13 protein-coding genes are annotated in these 15,187 nt (G+C 72.6%); 7 read left to right on the top strand and 6 right to left on the bottom strand.

The genetic code is table 11. The features are described 5' to 3' along the window. Positions 1-206 precede the first annotated feature (206 nt). Positions 207-986 carry a lysophospholipid acyltransferase family protein gene (locus ACGFYY_RS09625; protein WP_393707898.1) on the top strand — a complete coding sequence of 260 codons (780 nt, stop codon included), beginning with the start codon at positions 207-209 and terminating at the stop codon, positions 984-986. 31 nt (positions 987-1,017) lie between these two features. Here ACGFYY_RS09625 and ACGFYY_RS09620 read toward each other — a convergent pair whose 3' ends face one another. The 5 genes from ACGFYY_RS09620 to ACGFYY_RS09600 all read right to left on the bottom strand — a co-directional run bounded on the left by ACGFYY_RS09620 (position 1,018) and on the right by ACGFYY_RS09600 (position 7,586). Further along, positions 1,018-2,046, bottom strand: coding sequence for a beta-ketoacyl-ACP synthase 3 (locus tag ACGFYY_RS09620; RefSeq protein ID WP_393707897.1), 1,029 nt, complete (start codon positions 2,044-2,046; stop codon positions 1,018-1,020). A gap of 13 nt (positions 2,047-2,059) precedes the next feature. Further along, on the bottom strand, positions 2,060-3,559 hold the full coding sequence (locus tag ACGFYY_RS09615; RefSeq protein WP_393707896.1) for a hypothetical protein: 1,500 nt from the start codon (positions 3,557-3,559) through the stop codon (positions 2,060-2,062). A 19-nt stretch (positions 3,560-3,578) separates the two neighbouring features. Then, a complete protein-coding gene (locus ACGFYY_RS09610) occupies positions 3,579-5,045 on the bottom strand; it encodes a hypothetical protein (protein WP_393707895.1) in 1,467 nt (488 codons plus the stop codon). 368 nt (positions 5,046-5,413) lie between these two features. Then, on the bottom strand, positions 5,414-6,508 hold the full coding sequence (locus ACGFYY_RS09605) for a polyprenyl synthetase family protein (RefSeq protein ID WP_393707894.1): 1,095 nt from the start codon (positions 6,506-6,508) through the stop codon (positions 5,414-5,416). A gap of 70 nt (positions 6,509-6,578) precedes the next feature. Then, positions 6,579-7,586, bottom strand: coding sequence for a threonine/serine dehydratase (locus ACGFYY_RS09600; RefSeq protein ID WP_393707893.1), 1,008 nt, complete (start codon positions 7,584-7,586; stop codon positions 6,579-6,581). Between the two features lie 74 nt (positions 7,587-7,660). Here ACGFYY_RS09600 and ACGFYY_RS09595 point away from each other — a divergent pair, with 74 nt between their 5' ends. From ACGFYY_RS09595 to ACGFYY_RS09570, 6 genes are all read left to right on the top strand, one after another. After that, complete coding sequence (locus tag ACGFYY_RS09595; RefSeq protein WP_393707892.1) at positions 7,661-8,566, top strand: LysR family transcriptional regulator; 906 nt, start codon at positions 7,661-7,663, stop codon at positions 8,564-8,566. 127 nt (positions 8,567-8,693) lie between these two features. Further along, complete coding sequence (locus tag ACGFYY_RS09590; RefSeq protein WP_393708018.1) at positions 8,694-9,440, top strand: hypothetical protein; 747 nt, start codon at positions 8,694-8,696, stop codon at positions 9,438-9,440. A 232-nt stretch (positions 9,441-9,672) separates the two neighbouring features. Then, complete coding sequence (locus ACGFYY_RS09585; RefSeq protein ID WP_393707891.1) at positions 9,673-9,966, top strand: hypothetical protein; 294 nt, start codon at positions 9,673-9,675, stop codon at positions 9,964-9,966. A gap of 94 nt (positions 9,967-10,060) precedes the next feature. After that, positions 10,061-10,654: a hypothetical protein gene (locus ACGFYY_RS09580; RefSeq protein WP_393707890.1), complete on the top strand. Its 594-nt coding sequence runs from the start codon at positions 10,061-10,063 to the stop codon at positions 10,652-10,654. A gap of 242 nt (positions 10,655-10,896) precedes the next feature. Beyond that, positions 10,897-11,190 (top strand): hypothetical protein, encoded by a 294-nt coding sequence (locus ACGFYY_RS09575; RefSeq protein WP_393707889.1) that lies wholly within the window; start codon positions 10,897-10,899, stop codon positions 11,188-11,190. A gap of 98 nt (positions 11,191-11,288) precedes the next feature. Beyond that, positions 11,289-12,221 (top strand): Crystal protein ET79, encoded by a 933-nt coding sequence (locus ACGFYY_RS09570; RefSeq protein WP_393707888.1) that lies wholly within the window; start codon positions 11,289-11,291, stop codon positions 12,219-12,221. 167 nt (positions 12,222-12,388) lie between these two features. Here ACGFYY_RS09570 and ACGFYY_RS09565 read toward each other — a convergent pair whose 3' ends face one another. After that, positions 12,389-15,139 carry a LuxR C-terminal-related transcriptional regulator gene (locus ACGFYY_RS09565; RefSeq protein ID WP_393707887.1) on the bottom strand — a complete coding sequence of 917 codons (2,751 nt, stop codon included), beginning with the start codon at positions 15,137-15,139 and terminating at the stop codon, positions 12,389-12,391. Positions 15,140-15,187 lie beyond the last annotated feature (48 nt).

Genomic DNA, 15,187 nt, shown 5'->3' with positions numbered 1-15,187 from the left:
AAGGAGCTCTCATTTGCGGTATCGAGGTCATTGCAGCATGGTGGCGCAACGGCCGACGGAGGAGCGGGGGAGCGGAAGCGATTCCCCGACGGGGGCGTTCTCGCGTTCAAATAACTACCACGGCAAGGTATTTACTCAAAACCCGCTCCGGAACGGCTTCCTGATGATTCGAAACATGAGGGTGAGGATCATTTGTGTCGGAAAGCATGACTGATGTGATCGAGGTGCTCGGTGCGGCCGGCGCCGAACTCAAGAACATGAAGAGGCTGCTCGGCGATGCCGGGGAAACGGCCTGGGACCAGCTCCTCGACTGGCTCGTCGACGACTGGTTCCGGCTGGACGTCCTGGGGCTGGAGAACATTCCGGCCGACGGGCCGGCGGTCGTCGTCGCCAATCACTCGGGCGCCTGGGGCCTGGACGGCTTCGTTCTTCAGAAGGTTTTCACCCGGAGCGTCCATCGCCCGCTGCACGTCCCCGCGGCGCCCGTGGTATTCCGTCTCCCGGTGATCGGTTCGTACGCGCGCAAGAAAGGCGCGATTCCTCTCGATCCGCTTCTGGGACTGGAACACCTGAACGCGGGTGAACTCGTCGGAGTGTTTCCGGAAGGAATCTCGGGACTGGAGAAGCCGTTCCGTCAGCGATACCGACTCCGCCCCTTCAGCCCCGGATTCGCGGTCACCGCGGTCCGGGCGGGCGCGCCGATCGTCCCGGTGTCCGTCATCGGAGCCGAGGAGGCCTGTCCCCGGATCGGGGAGATCCCGGCCCTGGCCCGCCTGCTGGACCTCCCCTACTTCCCGATCACCCCGGTCTTCCCCCTGCCCTCGAAGTGGCTCGTGACCGTCGGGGAACCGATCCCCGCGCCGCCCCGGCCGACGTCCTACGCCGAACGGGCCGCCGCCGCCCGGCGATTGTGCGCCGACGCCCAGGCCGCGGTGCAGGCCCTGGTGGACCGGGAACGAGACCGGCGGGACACCCCCTTCTGGTAGCGCCCCGCCGGTGACCGGGCCGGTCCGCGGTTCAGCCGTCGCCTTCGGTCACCGCCCGCACCTCGGGCCAGACCAGGGTGGTCGAGCCCCAGGCCAGCCCGGCCCCGTACGCGGTGAGCGCCACCCGCTGCCCAGGCATCAGCGTTCCGGCGGCCGCTGCCTGGGCCAGCAGGACGGGAACGGAGGCGGCCGCCGTGTTCCCGTACGAGCCAATGTGCGACAACACCTGGCCGGGGGCCAGCCCCAGCTCGTCGGTGATGCCGTCCAGGATGCGCTGGTTCGCCTGGTGGGCGACCACCCGGTCCAGCTCGCGGAGGGACCACCCCGCCCGGTCGAGGGCCCGCGTCAGCGAATGGCACATCCCGACCACGGCCTGCTTGCGCACGGTCGGTCCGTCCATCCGGAAGTACGCGGAAGGCTCCTCCCCGCCGGGCTCCGCCACCATCCGCTTCCGTGCCCGCGCACCCCCGCCGGGAACCTCCAGGAGGTCGGCCTGCGTCCCGTCGCTGCCCAGGTCGAACGGCCCGAACACACCCGGGGTGCCCCGGGTGTCCGCCGCGCCGGCCCGGAGCAGCACGGCCCCCGCCCCGTCGCCGAAGATCGCCGACATCAGCCAGTCCTGCGGATCGAGGAAGGCGCTGAACACGTCCGAGGCGACCACCAGCACGCTGTCGAAGGCCCCGCCGGTGATCATCGAGGAGGCCACGCCCAGGCCGTACAGGAAGCCGCTGCACCCCGCCCCCAGGTCGAACGCCGGTACGGTACCCAGCCCCAGCCGTGCCGCGACCTCCGGCGCCCCGGCCGGAAGCAGCCGGTCCGGAGAGATCGTCGCCAGCACGACCGCGTCGGCCCGGGTCGCCCCGGCCGCCGTCAGCGCGTGCCGGCCCGCCCGTACGGCCAGGTCCACGGTGGCCTCGCCGTCGGCGATCCGCCGGCCGGCCACGCCGATGCGCTCGCGGATCCACTCGTCGCCCAGCGCCCGCCCCCCGCACAACTCCGCGTTGGTCACGGTGCGCGGCGGGACGTAGGAGCCGAGCCCCGCCAGGATCGAAGTACGCATGTGACGGTCCCCCTCAGTCCGACAGACGCTGCGCGGCGCGCCGGACGTCGTCGGCGGCCTCCGCGCACCGTTCGGCGTGCCCGAGCAGGATCATCCGGAAGCGTTCGCCCGCCTCGTCCTCGTTCCAGCCGCTGTTGTCGGCACAGGCCGCGAGACTCTCCGCGTGCCGCTCCAACCGGTCGGCACTGGCGTGGGCCAGCGCGCCGTACGACGCCGGCGCGTACCCGTACGCCGACACCGGTACGGCGGTCGCCGTGCCGACCGTCACCCGCCCGTCGCCCGCACGTCCACGGTGGTCCTCGTGGACCCCGGGGTCGTCGACGTCCTGCAGCGCCACGAGCAGCGTCCGCGGGTCGAGCGTGTCCGGCAGCCGGTCGGCGGTGCACGCCGGTGCGATCAGTACGGGGCGGACCCGCGCCGTGACGACCCGTACGACCGCTTCGGCGACGAGTGCCGCGAACCGCGCGGCGGCGCAACCCGTCGGGTCCGCGCACAGCGCCGAGGGGATCGGATCCGGGACCGTGCCGTCCGCGTCGCCCGGACGGCGCAACCATCCGGGTGCCCGCAGGATCTCCGTACCCGCTCCGATCGCCAGGTCCTCCCAGACGAACGGCGCCCGCACCGGGTACACGGCGGCCGCCACCGGCGGGTACCGGCGCAACGCCTCGCCCACGGCGTCCGCCGGGGAGACGGCGGCGCCCGCGGCGAGCAGGGCCAGTGCCTGCAGCGCGGTCCCGGCGGCGGCCTCGGAGACCAGCGCGAGGGCGTGCGCGAGAGCCGGGGCCACGGCGTCCGGATCGGCGCCCCGCGCCAGCACCCGCCCGGTCAGGGAATCGGGATCCGGGTCGGTCAGGTGCAACTCCAGGCGGCGGCGCAGGGCCGCGGACCCGGCCCCGTACGACCGGTCGCCCGCGGTGGACGTCGCGACCGCGATCACCTCGCTCAGCAGGGTGTCCGGAGCGGCCCCGGCGCCCACCACCACCCGGCGGCTCAGCCGCAGCATGTCGCGGTACCACGCCTGCCACTCCAGGGTGCCGTCCCCGCGGCGGGCCGCGACGGCCCGGTCCACGTCCTCGGCCAGCAGGGCGTCCAAGGCCTCCCGCGACCGCGGATCGGCGGCCGGCGCGGCCGCCGCCTCCTGGTCCAACGGCGCGTGCGGCGACAGCCCGTACCGCCGGCCGCCCGAGGTGAGCCCGGACGCCGGGCCCAGGGCCCCCGCCTCGTCGGCCCGGGTGAGCAGCCCCTCGGTGTCGCCGGGCGTCAGCGGCACCAGGAACGAGCCGTAGGGGGTGCTCAGCGTGACCGGGCGGCCGGACCGGGTGCGGCGCAGGTGCCCGAGCAACCGGCGCGTCACCCCGCCCCGGGTCAGCGCGTCCAGTCCCAGCGCCCGGGCCGGGGCGTCCGTCCAGGGCAGCCGCTGGGCGACCATGGCCGCGCTGAACAGGGCGTTCTCCAAGGGCCAGGCCGTCGCGGGACGTCGCGCCGCCGTGGCCGGACTGTCGACAGGGGTCATCGGTCGGTCTCCCTCGTGGTCACTTGTCGCGGAGCATGTACGGCTGGTTGCCGACGACTTCACCGTCGTAGGCGCCGATCAGCCTGTTGACCTGCTCCCGGTGGTGCGTCAGCTCCCCGCGCAGGGAGTCGGAGTACGCCTGCGGGGCGTGCGACAGCGGGTAGTCGTACGACTCGTCCAGCCAGGCCAGTTCGACCCAGCTCTCGGGGATGTCGTTGGGTGAGGCCGGTCCCCGCCCGTCCAACATCGGGATCACGTCGTGCTTGTTGACGAGACTGATCACCCGCGTGGTGTGGTCGGCGGGTCGCTTGCCGTCGATCGGGGAGCCCAGCGTGATCACGTGGGTGATCCGGTAGGTGGACGACACCTCCACGTCGGTCGCGAGGTTCATCGCGGTGAGCCCGCCCAGACTGTGCCCGACGATCATGACTTCCGAACCGGCCGGGACCCCGGCGCGCAGCAGCAGCTTCTTCGCGGCGCGCGTGTACGTGGTGTCCGTGCGCAGCAGCCCGTCGAAGGCGCCGACCAGGTCCTGGGGGGTGCTGTTGCTCAACAGCCCGAAGCTGGTCCCCGGTAGCAGCAGGACATGGCGGACGGCGCCGTCGGCGCAGGCCACGCGGCGCAGCAGTACCAGGCCGTGGTTGCCGAGGGCGCCGATGTCGTTCACGTAGCTGACGATGTCGTTCTGCGAGGTGGCGAGGACCTTCGCCAGGATCGGGTCCGGCTCGGCGCGTTCGGCGCGACCCGGCCCGGGGTTGAGGAACCTGAGCACGGAACTCGGCAGTCCGAGGAAGGGGTCGGTGGTCGGCACCCCGCCGGCCAGCGTCACCCAGGAGAAGTCGTCGTTGACCGGGTTCTCGTCGAGCATCCCGAGCAGGGCCAGCAGCTCCATGATCACGGGGCTGATCGTGGTGAGGGCGCGGGTCACGCCGAGCAGCTCGATCAGCGCACCCATGGCCCGCAGCGCCTCCAGGCGGTTCCCGGCCACCATCGCGTCGGTGACGCGCCGGGCGGGCGGCGAGTCCAGGTTGGGGTGCTCGACCGCGGCGGCCTTGATGCGCAGGGCGAAGGCGTCGACCGCCATGGCGATCTTGGCGGGGCGCCGGTAGGCCATGTTCCCCGCCATCCGGGCCAGTTCGCCGATCAGGCCGCCGTTGGCCCCGAACCCGAGCCCCGACGGGCGGGTGAGCGCCTGGGCACAGGCCACCGCCGTGCCGAGCGCCCAGGCGGGGCGCCGTAGCGCCTCCAGGCCGAACCGCCAGTTGAACAGGGCTCCCGTGAGCTCGGCCCCCGACTGCTTGGCCGTCAGGGCCGCGTCCGCGAGCAGGACCGACGCGGCGATGAGGAGTTCGGAGTCCGTTCGTCCGGTCGCCGGGGCGCCCGTGGCGGCCGGGGCGCCTGTGACTGCCGGCCCCTCGCCGACGGTGTCCGGGCCCTCCCGCGTGGGGAGACACCCATCCGCTTGCTGGACCACGCGAGGTGCCACTTTCCGTACCTCTCATCCCTGCGCACCGGCCTCACGGCCGAGCCCGCCCTTACCCGGTGTGTGCGGAGGCATGGTGGCACCGAATGTGATCGTTTCCGCCCGCCCCGGCGGCCGCCCGCGGGCGGGGAACTTCGCGCGGAGCAGCGTCGCTCGCCGGCCGGACCCCAGCGCGGCCCGGATCCACGGGGGTGCGGCTCGCCCGCGAGCGGCCGGTTCGCCGGGCGGGATTCGACGTGCCCCGGGGGTGATCACGGGCGCCCGGTGTTGACCGGGGGCTCGGCGGGGCTCGGTGGAGCGGGGCGCGGCTCGGCGGGGGCGGTCGGGGTGGTCGGGGGTGGTCGGGCGCCGTCGGTCGGTTTCCCCGCCGCTCAGGACATCCGGTCGACGTTCCACATCGGCAGACCCTGGAAGAACTCCACGGCCTCCGGGCGCCAGTACGGTGCCCAGGACGCCGCCTCGGCGGCGGCCGCCTCCGCGTGCCGCCGGATCTCCGCCTTGAGCAGCCGGTCCACGCCGGTGGCGCGGGCGATCTCCCTGATCCGGCCCAGGGTCTCGTCCGGGCAGGCGGGATCGCCGAGCGCCGCTTCCACGAGGGCGGCGTCGGCCCCGGTCGCGGCGGCCAGCACCGCGCGGACGGCGTAGGTGCGACGGCCTGAGCGGATGTCCGCCCCGGTGGACTTCACCTCGGCCGCCGGGTCGGCGCCGGACGGGCCGAAGAGGTCGAGGAAGTCGTCGCGCATCTGCTCGGAGACGCCCACCAGCCGGGAGTACCGGTGCAGGCGCTCGGCGTGCGGTGCCGGATCCTCACCGGCGGCCAGCAGGCCCATCGTGAGCGGCGCGAGGATCGAGTACCGGGCGCTCTTGAAGTCGGTGACGGTGTGCAGGAATTCCTCGTCGGGCACGGTGTGGGAGTCCCGCTCCAGGTCGGCGATCTGCCCGGCCACCGTTTCCGCGGCGGTGCGCGTGTGCACGCCGAGCAGCGCCTGGCGGAGCTCGGCGGGAACCTCGGCCTCCAGCAGGACCTGGGTGGACAGGAACGCGGCGAGGTCCCCGGCGAGTATCGCGAGCCCGAGAGCGGTGGCGTCCTGGCCGGGGAACTCCCCGCGGTAGGCGTAGTACGTCGAGGGGCCGCCGCGGCGCAGGGGCGCGTCGTCGATGATGTCGTCGTGGACGAGACCGTGCGTCTGCAGCAGCTCGATGCTCAGTGCGGCTTCGGCGAGCCCCGGTATCGCGTCGGTGGTGACCAGCCGGGCCGCCTCGTACAGCAGGACGACCCGCAGCCGCTTGCCACCACGCATGGAGAACTCCCGCAGGAGCTCCAGGCAGCGGGGGACGTACCGGCTGGGCACCGGGACGTCGAAACGCTCGCCGAGGCTGTCGAAGTACTGCTCGAAGCGGGCGTCGAAGCGGATCCGGTGACCGGCGACGCGTTCCAGGGTGGCGGCGGTGACGTTGGCATGCATGAAGATCAGTATCGACGACCGACCACCCCCGTGGGCCGGCCGCCGACGCCCGGACCACGAGGCGAACCGTTCATCCCCGGTGGGCCGCCGCGGAGAGACAGGCCAGCAGGTCGGCCTCTCCGGCGTTCCCGCCGGTGCACATGATCGCCACCCGCTGCCCCGCGAGGTCCTCGCGCACCGCGAGGAGCGCGGCCAGCGGTGCGGCGGCGGCCCCTTCGGCCACCGTACGGGCATCACGCATGAGCAACCACTGTGCCCGCCGGATCTCCTCGTCGTCGACCAGCAGGAAGTCCGCCAGGTGCTCGCGGAGCAGACGTTGCGTCAGTTCGAAGCCCGATCCGGTGGCCAGACCCTCCGCCGTCGTGGTGTTCGGGCGCTCGACACAGCGGCCGGAGCGCCACGAGTCGTGCGCGGCCGGCGAGTGGCGGGACTGCACCGCGATGACCCGGCAGCGCGGGCTGATCGCCGCCGCCACCAGGCAAGCGGCGGCGGCGCCGCTGCCACCGCCGACCGGCACGATGATCGCGTCGAGATCCGGTTCCTGCTCGAAGACCTCCAGGTAGGCGGTGGCCACGCCCGCGATCAGGCCCGGTTCGTTCGCCGCGCCGACCAGGCGCATCCCGCGCCGGGGCGCGAGCTGCTCGGCGTGACGGCGTGCCGCGTCGAAGTCGCCGCCGTGTGTGACCAGTTCGGCGCCCAGGCGGCGCACGGCCTCGGCCTTCAAAGGGTTCGGGTTCTCGGGCATGACGATGGTGCACGGGACGCGGAAGAGCGCTGCGGCATGGGCGAGCGACTGCGCGTGGTTGCCCGTGGAGTACGAGAGGACACCGCGGGCGCGCTCGTCAGGATCCATGCCGGCCAGCAGGGCGATGCCTCCGCGGACCTTGAAGGCGCCGGTCGGCTGCAGGTTCTCGTGCTTGACCAACACACGGACACCGGCGCCGACAGAGGCGTCGAGGGCCGGGTACGAGAGCAAGGGCGTCGGGGAAAGGTGCGCGCTCTGCCGACGGCGCGCGCGAAGGACGTCGGAGACGGAGAGGGGGAGGGGGAGGGGGAGGGGTATCGCGGAACTGTGCATGCCCTCATGCTGCGCAGCAGGCCATCCATAGGACAAATGTCAGTTCCAGATGGATCCATCGATATTATCGATGAATGTTCGACGAGAACCGACTCCGCGTGTTCGCCGCCATCGCCCGCGAGGGCTCGGTGACGGCTGCCGCCGCCGCGCTCCACTACGCGCAACCGACGGTCAGTCACCACCTCGCCAGGCTCGAAGCCGAGGCCGGGGTGCCGCTCGTGCAGCGGGCCGGCCGTGGCATCCGGCTGACCGAGGCCGGCCGGCTGCTCGCCGACCGCGCCGAGGAGATCCTCGGCCGTATCGATTCGGCCCGGACCGAACTCGCCGCCCATGCCGGGCTCAGCGCCGGACGGGTGCGCCTCGCCGCGTTCCCCTCCGCCCTCGCCACGGTCGTACCGACCGTGGCCGCCGCCTTCGGCACCGCCCACCCGGACATCGAACTGGCGCTGACCGAGGCGGAACCCCCCGAAGCCCTGGCGGCGTTGCGGCGCGGCGAGGTCGATGTCGCCTTCACCTTCCATCACGGTGACGGCCCGCCCGGCGACCGCGAGGGCCACACCGTGACACCGATCCTGCATGAGCCGCTCTACGTCGTCGGCCGGGCCGGCGCGTCCTGGCCCGGTCCGCCCACCGACCTCGACACCTACCGCGGACAACGCTGGATCGCCGGCTGCGAGCGGTGCCGCACGCACCTCCTGTCGGCGTGCGGGAAGCGCGGCTTCACCCCGGAGGTCGCCTTCGAGACCGACGACTACGTCGCCGCCCAGGCACTCGTCGCCGCCGGCCTCGGTGTCACCACGCTGCCCGGCCTCGCCCTCCGCGCGCACCGACACCCCGACGTGAGGATCGACCGGCTCCCGGACGACCACCGCTTCGTGGACGCCGTCGTCTACGGAGCCCCACCGCTCGCGGCCCCGATCGAAGCGTTCCTTCGGGTCCTCGCGGACACGGCGGTCGAGCCCGTCCCCTGGCCGGAGTGAGTCGAGGCAGTCGCACTGGGCCGCCTGCGGGACATGGGCCAGGAGCCGGCTCCAGGCTCCGTCCGCCGACCAGCGGCGGAACCGTTCGTCCGGATCCTGCGAGGCTTGTCATACTTCCCGGGTGGACATGCAGGCCGAGGAGGCGGCGCGGCGTTGGCTGGCCGATCAGGGCGTCAGCCAGATGCGCGACGGGTGGGTGAGCGACAAGGAGCCGGACGTGCTCCTCACCGCCAACCAGGTGGCGCACGCGTGGGCCGGCGATGTGTTCGCCGAAGACCTGGACGCAGCCGAGCAGGTGCGGTTGGCTTTCGGACTGCTGGACCTCCTCGACGAGTACTGGGTCACGTGCGAGATCCGGTTCGCGAACGAGGACGCGGCCGGCCCGCTGCCGGCCGACGTGCTGTGGGACGGCTACCGTCAGCGGCTGGAGGCGGACCGGGACGCCGAGGCCATCACCTACTCGCTGTGGGTGGACTGGTTCGAGGACCACGCCACTTCCGCGACGGCCTTCGCCGAGGTCCTCGGCAACGACATCGACCGGACGGTGTCCGAACGGTCGGAAGCTCTGCTCCGCCGAGCCCGTCGGGTCCTGGAGTGTTCGGGACCGGTGCGCTGGACGGTGAAGGAGCCGACGTACCGCACCGCCATGCGGCTCCCTGCCCTGCACTCGGCCGTCTTCCACGGCCTCCTGGCGAGCTTCCACGACGTGTACGGCGACCTGCGGCCGGCTGCCGCACTGACCATCCTCGGCCGGCTGGACCTCCCCACGAACACCCGGCATCTCGCCGAACTACGCCACGTACTTGCCGCCGGACACAGGAACCACTACCGCAGCCCCGGTGCCTGGGACGACGCGCTTCGCTCCTGCTCCTGAGGTGTGCGGGCGACACAGAGTCCGACCGGGGAGACGGGGGTGGCGATGCCCCGCCGGTGCTCCAAGCGGTTGATGCGACGTTCGACGCCGCCGCGCCGCGACCGGTCGGGAAGCGGCGCGCCGCACAGGCGCGCCTTCCCCGGTGCTTCCGAGTGCTGTCGCTAGCATCGTCGGCGCAGCGGAGTACCTGCCACGGCCGTGGCGGGGCGCCCCCGGCGAATGAGGTGGTGTGGTGGCCGTTCGGGACAGGAACGAGGTCATCGGGCGCAGTGGCCTGGTGGTCCTGCACGTGGCAGTCGGCCATAAGGCCTCCGTCGAGATCCGTGAACCGCGCGACGCACTCACCCTCACCCGAAAGGTGAACGGGGTGACCATCCAGGTGGTCCAGGACCCGAACTTCACCACGCTCAAGACCGCCCAGACCCTCCCGTGGGGCGCGATTCGAGCTCAGGGCCCCGAAGGGCTCGAGGTCCGCTACCGCATCCGCACCCGCGGAGATGTCACCGGGAACCCCGAATTCGACTGACCGCCAGGGTGAACCCGATGCGTGGGCGCCGGCCGCCGTCGCCCTCGGTCACGAAGCCCTTGGCTGTCGGTGCCGTCTTCTACGCTCCCTACCCATGAGCAGCAAGAACTCCGGATCCGCCACGGACGCCACCCCCGAGGCCTGTCTCCCGCTGATCGACGGCCTCGTCGTAAGGCCTTTCCCCGAGACGGAGTTCCAGGACGACACCGGGGACGGCGGCCCGGACCATCTGATCCGGGTCCTGCACCGGAGCCGGGACTTCTGGGACGCGGAGGACCCGCAGGTGTGGGAGCAGGTGGACGCGGAGCTGAGCGCCTGCCTGGACGCCCTGATCGCGGTGTGCACCGCGCGCTGGGGCGATCCGCTCGTCGTGGAACTCTGGGCCGAGTGCGGGGACGGGGACGGGGACGGTGCCAGGCGTGACGTGCCCGAGCCGCTCTGCACCCTCAGCCAGGTGACCACGAGCATGTACGCCTGGCCGCTGTCCGGCGGTGACCGCTGGCTCGGCCTGGCTCTCGGCCAGGCCGACAAGGAACTCCCCATGGAACTCCTCGCCGCGGTCGGCCTGCCGGCCGCGCTGGACGGCGTACCGCATGGCGACCCGCGGACGCCCTGGTGCTGCTCCGCGGAGGACGCCACTGGGGCGAACGGGACGCGCGGGCGGACGGGTGCGCCTACCGGTCTCTGAGCGAGTACGCGTACGCCCACGACCTGCGCTCGTGGCCGCCCTGCTGGTCGACGCCGCGGCGGGCGAGCCGCCTGCCTCGAGGCCGGGACCACCGGCTAAGTTCGCGGTTTTCCACGATGCCTGAGCATGGCCGCGCCGTGACAGTCTGGCGCCACGCCGAGCCCCACCGCATAGCTGCGTCGACAGCCGACTCAGCGCGGGGGAAAGGCTGTTGGCTTCCGTGATACCGAAAGGACATTGTCATGCGCAGAACAATTCGCGCGGCTTCGTTGTGCGCCGTGCTCGCCGCAGCGGTTCTCGCCGGCGGGGGCGCCCAAGCGTACGCCGCCTCGCCTTCCGCCGCCTCGGAACAGACATCGGTGGCGCCCGCCGCCCCCATGGCGGCTTCGGCGTCCGGAATCTGGATATGGACCGGTGAATTCGCCTCGCACCTGGAGGCGGAAGCCAACTACTGGGTGCTGTACGGCCTCGGGGCGGCCACCAAGATGCTGATCGAGTACAGCGGCCACAGCACGTGGGTCCTCTACGTCCAGTGACGCGCACGGCGCCGGTACGGCTTGTGGCACCCGTGTGTGAACCAGGCGAACAGGGCCCGCTCCCGTTCGCCGCTACCTCGAAGCGAGATGACTGACTCATGCAGCTCAAGACCTCCACCACCCACCTCGGACGCACCGCCGCGGGTGCTCTCACCGCCGTGCTCATGGCGGCGGGCACGCTCGCCCTGGCCCCCGTCGCGCAGGCCTCGACGGGGCAGAGCGCACCGCAGGCGTCCGCGGAGCGGAGCCCGGTCACCGACAGCGGAACGAAGACCTTGCCCGGGACCACCGCGCAGCGTTCCACGAGCGTCACCCTGGTCAACAAGACCGGGCAGAACCTGATCAAGACGTGGGAGAAGCTCGATCACGGTTGCTGGACGACGGACATGCTGCCGCCCGACAACATCCCCAACGACAAGTCCCCGCGCTGGGCGAGCGAGTCCTGCGGCTTCGCCACCGGGACCGAGGGACGTGCCAAGTACGCGCTCTCGGGCGGCGAGGTCCAGCTGCACTGGAACAACCCCTACGCGGGCAGCAACAGTTACGAGTGCAGCGTCCCGTCCGGGTACAGCTGTTACAGGAGCGGCGGCGGGGGCAACAACGCCGCGGTCACGTTCACGGTCCAGCCCTCATGGGCGGCGAAGGCGCAGTCCCCGACGAGTACGGTGCCCGGAGCCACCGCGGCCCGGAGCACGACCGTGACCCTGACCAACAACTCGGGCAAGCTGCTGGCCCGCGAAGGTTCGTGGCTGCGCTGGGGAATCTGGTCGGACGGCATGCTGCCTCCCTCCATGGTCCAGCCCGGCGTCACCGCGAAGTGGGCGAGCGAGTCGGAGGGCTTCATGACCGGCACGGAGGGCTCGGTCACCTTCGGCATGACCGGTGAGAGCAACAAGGTGACGGTGTACTGGAACAACCCCTACACGGGCAGCAACGGGTACAGCTGCTCCGTCCCGAGCGGATACACCTGCAGCCGGAGCGGCGGCAGCGGCGACAACGCCTCGGCCTCCTTCACCGTGTCGAAGTCCTGACGCTCCCCCGGCGGTGACGGGAGACCGTCACCGCCGGGGAGGACGCGTGTTCCCCGGCCCCTGCCGAACCGTCCCTCCCGGGATCCGGCAGGGGCCGTCGGAACGAGCCCCGCCCCTTCGTCCGGTCGCCGCGCGGCTGTACGCCCCTCCGCTCCTACGCTCCGCCCCTACGCTCCGCCCTGGCTCCCCGGATCCCCCGCGCCGGTCCCCGGGTCCGCCGCCGGCTCCTCGCGTCCCATTGCGGAGGCCAGTTGGGCGCGCCGGGCGATGCGCAGCTTCCGATAGGCGTGCGTCAGGTGCGTCTCCACGGTGCGGCGAGTGAGGCACAGCGCCGCGGAGATCTGGGCATTGGTCCGGCCCTCGGCCGCCAGCTCGGCCACCCGCCGCTCGGCGAGGGTCAGTGCGTGGCCGGTGCTCCTCTTCCGCGCCCCGGCTGCGCGCAGCGCGTCGTCCACCATCACGAGGAGACGCGCGGCACCGCCCGGCTCCCCGCTCTCGGTGGCGGGCGCGGAGAGCCGCAGGGCCACGGCGTGCGCCTCGCGCAGTGCCTCGCGACCCTTGCGCCGGTTGCCCGCTTCCATGTGGGCGGCTCCCAGATCGACCAGGGTCTCCACGAGTTCCACGGGTGCGGGACTCGTTCTGAGCAGCTCGGCGCCCTCGGTCAGCGAACTCAGGGCCATCCTGCCGCCCACGGCAGCGGCGACCGCCCGCAGTGCCCGGCCGACGGTACGGGCGGTGCCCCAGGTCCGGGCATGGCGCAACTCCTCCTCGGCGAGTTCGCGGGCCGCCTCCCGCTGACCGAGCCGCACCAGGGCGATCGCCGCTCCGGAACGCCACGGCGTGGCGACGGGGCTGACGAAGTCATGAGCGCGCTGACCCGCCCCGCAGGCCAGGTAGTCGTCGAGGGCCGCCGCCCAGTCGAGGTCCGCCGCGTGCAGCAGGGCCCGTGCGTAACGGATCTCGTTCCACTCCCAGGAACTGTCGTTCACGGGCGGCGGGCCGACCAGGTCCACGGTCCTCCACGCCTCGCGGCGCCCGCCCGTCTCGTACCGTGCGATCGCCACCATGGCCGTCAGATGCGGCAGCCGGACCCCCTGCCCGGCGGTCGCCTCCACCAAAGGCCCGTTCTCGGCTATGACGCGGTCGAACGCTCCGGCCCACAAGGCCGCTTCGGCTCGAACGCTGAGCAGGCACTGCGTGCCCGCGTTCGTGAGGTCCGGGGGAACGGGCGTGGCCGGCAGGCACGAGGCCGTCAACTCGACCGCCTCTTCCAGGCGGTCCGCCCACTGGAGCAGGGTGGCGGCGCTGCCGAGCCAGGCGGTGCGCAGTTGGGGGTCCACGGGCAGGGCCAGTCGCGGGTGGACCCTGGCGACCGCCTCGGCCGCCGAGCAGAGGCCCGCTCCGGCTTCGTACTCGGTGATCAGTCCGCATACGAGCGGCTCGACGGCGGGGGCCGCCGTGGGGGCGAGGGCGCGCAGACCGGCGATGGCGGTGCGCCAGGCATCGTTGTCGTGCGAGGAGATGAGGGCACCGAGTGTCTGCACCATCTGGACCAGCTCGGCGTCGCCGGCGCGACCGGCCTGGTGCAGGACCCGTAACGCGGAACCGGTGTCCCGCCTCGCGACGAGCGCCGCACTGAGCTTGGTCGCCGTCGTCGCCCGCTCCCGAAGGTCGGAATGCAGTTCCAGTCCGCTGCGCAGCCTGCGGATGGCGGCGGTCGCGTTGTGCGGAAGCTCCAGCGAGGCGAGACGTACCGTGAGGTCGGCGCGCCGCTCCGGATCGAGCGGACCGCTCAGCGCATGGCGCAGGTACTCGGCCGACCGAGCCACGTGACCGGTGCGGACCGCGTCCTGCGCCGCTTCGTCCAGAGCGCGGACCATCCACGACTCGCCCGGCCGGTCCAGGCGTAGGAGCCCCGCCGCCACGGCCGCCGCGGGGGCGCCGCCCTCGTCCAGCAGTTCCGCGACCCGGATGCGGAGCGCGGTGATCTCTCCCGGCTCCGCCGCGGCGAGAACGGCCTCCCTCGCGAGGGGATGACTCAGCAACCTGCCGAGACGGCGCACCGACCGCTCGCACGACGAACGGTCGGACGCGCAGGGGCCGGAGAGCCTGCGCAGGAGCACGGGGTCGGTGTGGAAACCGCCCTCGGCCGCGACGGCGAGGGCCAGGCAGGCGTGGCGCGAACACGGATCGGCCTTCCGCCTCAGCCACTCGGCGATCGTGTCGCGGTACCGGGTGTGCGACGGGGCGGAGAGCGGACGGGAGAGCCGACCCTCCGCGAGGTCGGAGACGAGCGCCCGCACCAGGGCCGGGTTCCCGCCACCCGCCTCGACGCAGGTTTCCGTGTCCTTGTGATCAAGGCCGGCTTCCCGGGCCATGAGGCCGACGGCGGAGTCGCTGAGGGGGTGGAGGACGACGGACGTGCCGGCGGAGGGCGGGAACGGCACCACTGCCGACGGCGTGGCGCACTCGGTGACCACCAGCAGAACCGGGAGGTCGGCGATGCGGCGCGCGAGGTAGCCGATCCAGCGCCGGGAGACCTCGTCGGCGTGGTGGAGGTCGTCCACCGCGACGAGTACGGGCTGCTCGGCCGCGGCTCGGCCCAGCCGTGTCACCAGCATGTGGCACAGCCGCTGTTCATCCGGTCCGCTCAGTCCCGTGAAGGGAAGCACCTCGTCGTCCGAGAGGAACTGCCGGACGAGCCCGAAGGGGAAGTCGGCCTCCTCGGGGACGCCGCGCGCACGCTGCACCTGCATGGCGCCGCCATCGGTCTGCCGCCGTACGACCTCCTCCAGCAGCGCGGTCCGTCCGCTACCGGCCACCGGTGCCGAGAGCAGGACCCAGCGGCCACCGCCCGCGCGCGCGGCCGCCGCCGCTGCCGAGACAGCGCCCAGCGCTCCCTCTCGCTCCAAGAGCATGCGTCCCCACCCCTTTCGCCCCCTTCGTCCTACCCTCCGGGGTTTTCG

It is taken from the genome of Streptomyces sp. NPDC048331 (genome assembly GCF_043201215.1).
Lineage (GTDB): Bacteria > Actinomycetota > Actinomycetes > Streptomycetales > Streptomycetaceae > Streptomyces.
Note: the sequence above shows the minus strand (reverse complement) of the source record. Positions and strands in the feature narration are given on the sequence as shown.

Coding starts and splice junctions, on each gene's coding strand:
- ACGFYY_RS09605 (WP_393707894.1), bottom strand. CDS start 6,508: ATGCATGCCAACGTCACCGCCGCCACCCTGGAACGCGTCGCCGGTCAC.
- ACGFYY_RS09600 (WP_393707893.1), bottom strand. CDS start 7,586: ATGCACAGTTCCGCGATACCCCTCCCCCTCCCCCTCCCCCTCTCCGTC.
- ACGFYY_RS09580 (WP_393707890.1), top strand. CDS start 10,061: ATGAGCAGCAAGAACTCCGGATCCGCCACGGACGCCACCCCCGAGGCC.
- ACGFYY_RS09625 (WP_393707898.1), top strand. CDS start 207: ATGACTGATGTGATCGAGGTGCTCGGTGCGGCCGGCGCCGAACTCAAG.
- ACGFYY_RS09620 (WP_393707897.1), bottom strand. CDS start 2,046: ATGCGTACTTCGATCCTGGCGGGGCTCGGCTCCTACGTCCCGCCGCGC.
- ACGFYY_RS09615 (WP_393707896.1), bottom strand. CDS start 3,559: ATGACCCCTGTCGACAGTCCGGCCACGGCGGCGCGACGTCCCGCGACG.
- ACGFYY_RS09590 (WP_393708018.1), top strand. CDS start 8,694: ATGCAGGCCGAGGAGGCGGCGCGGCGTTGGCTGGCCGATCAGGGCGTC.
- ACGFYY_RS09575 (WP_393707889.1), top strand. CDS start 10,897: ATGCGCAGAACAATTCGCGCGGCTTCGTTGTGCGCCGTGCTCGCCGCA.
- ACGFYY_RS09565 (WP_393707887.1), bottom strand. CDS start 15,139: ATGCTCTTGGAGCGAGAGGGAGCGCTGGGCGCTGTCTCGGCAGCGGCG.
- ACGFYY_RS09570 (WP_393707888.1), top strand. CDS start 11,289: ATGCAGCTCAAGACCTCCACCACCCACCTCGGACGCACCGCCGCGGGT.
- ACGFYY_RS09595 (WP_393707892.1), top strand. CDS start 7,661: ATGTTCGACGAGAACCGACTCCGCGTGTTCGCCGCCATCGCCCGCGAG.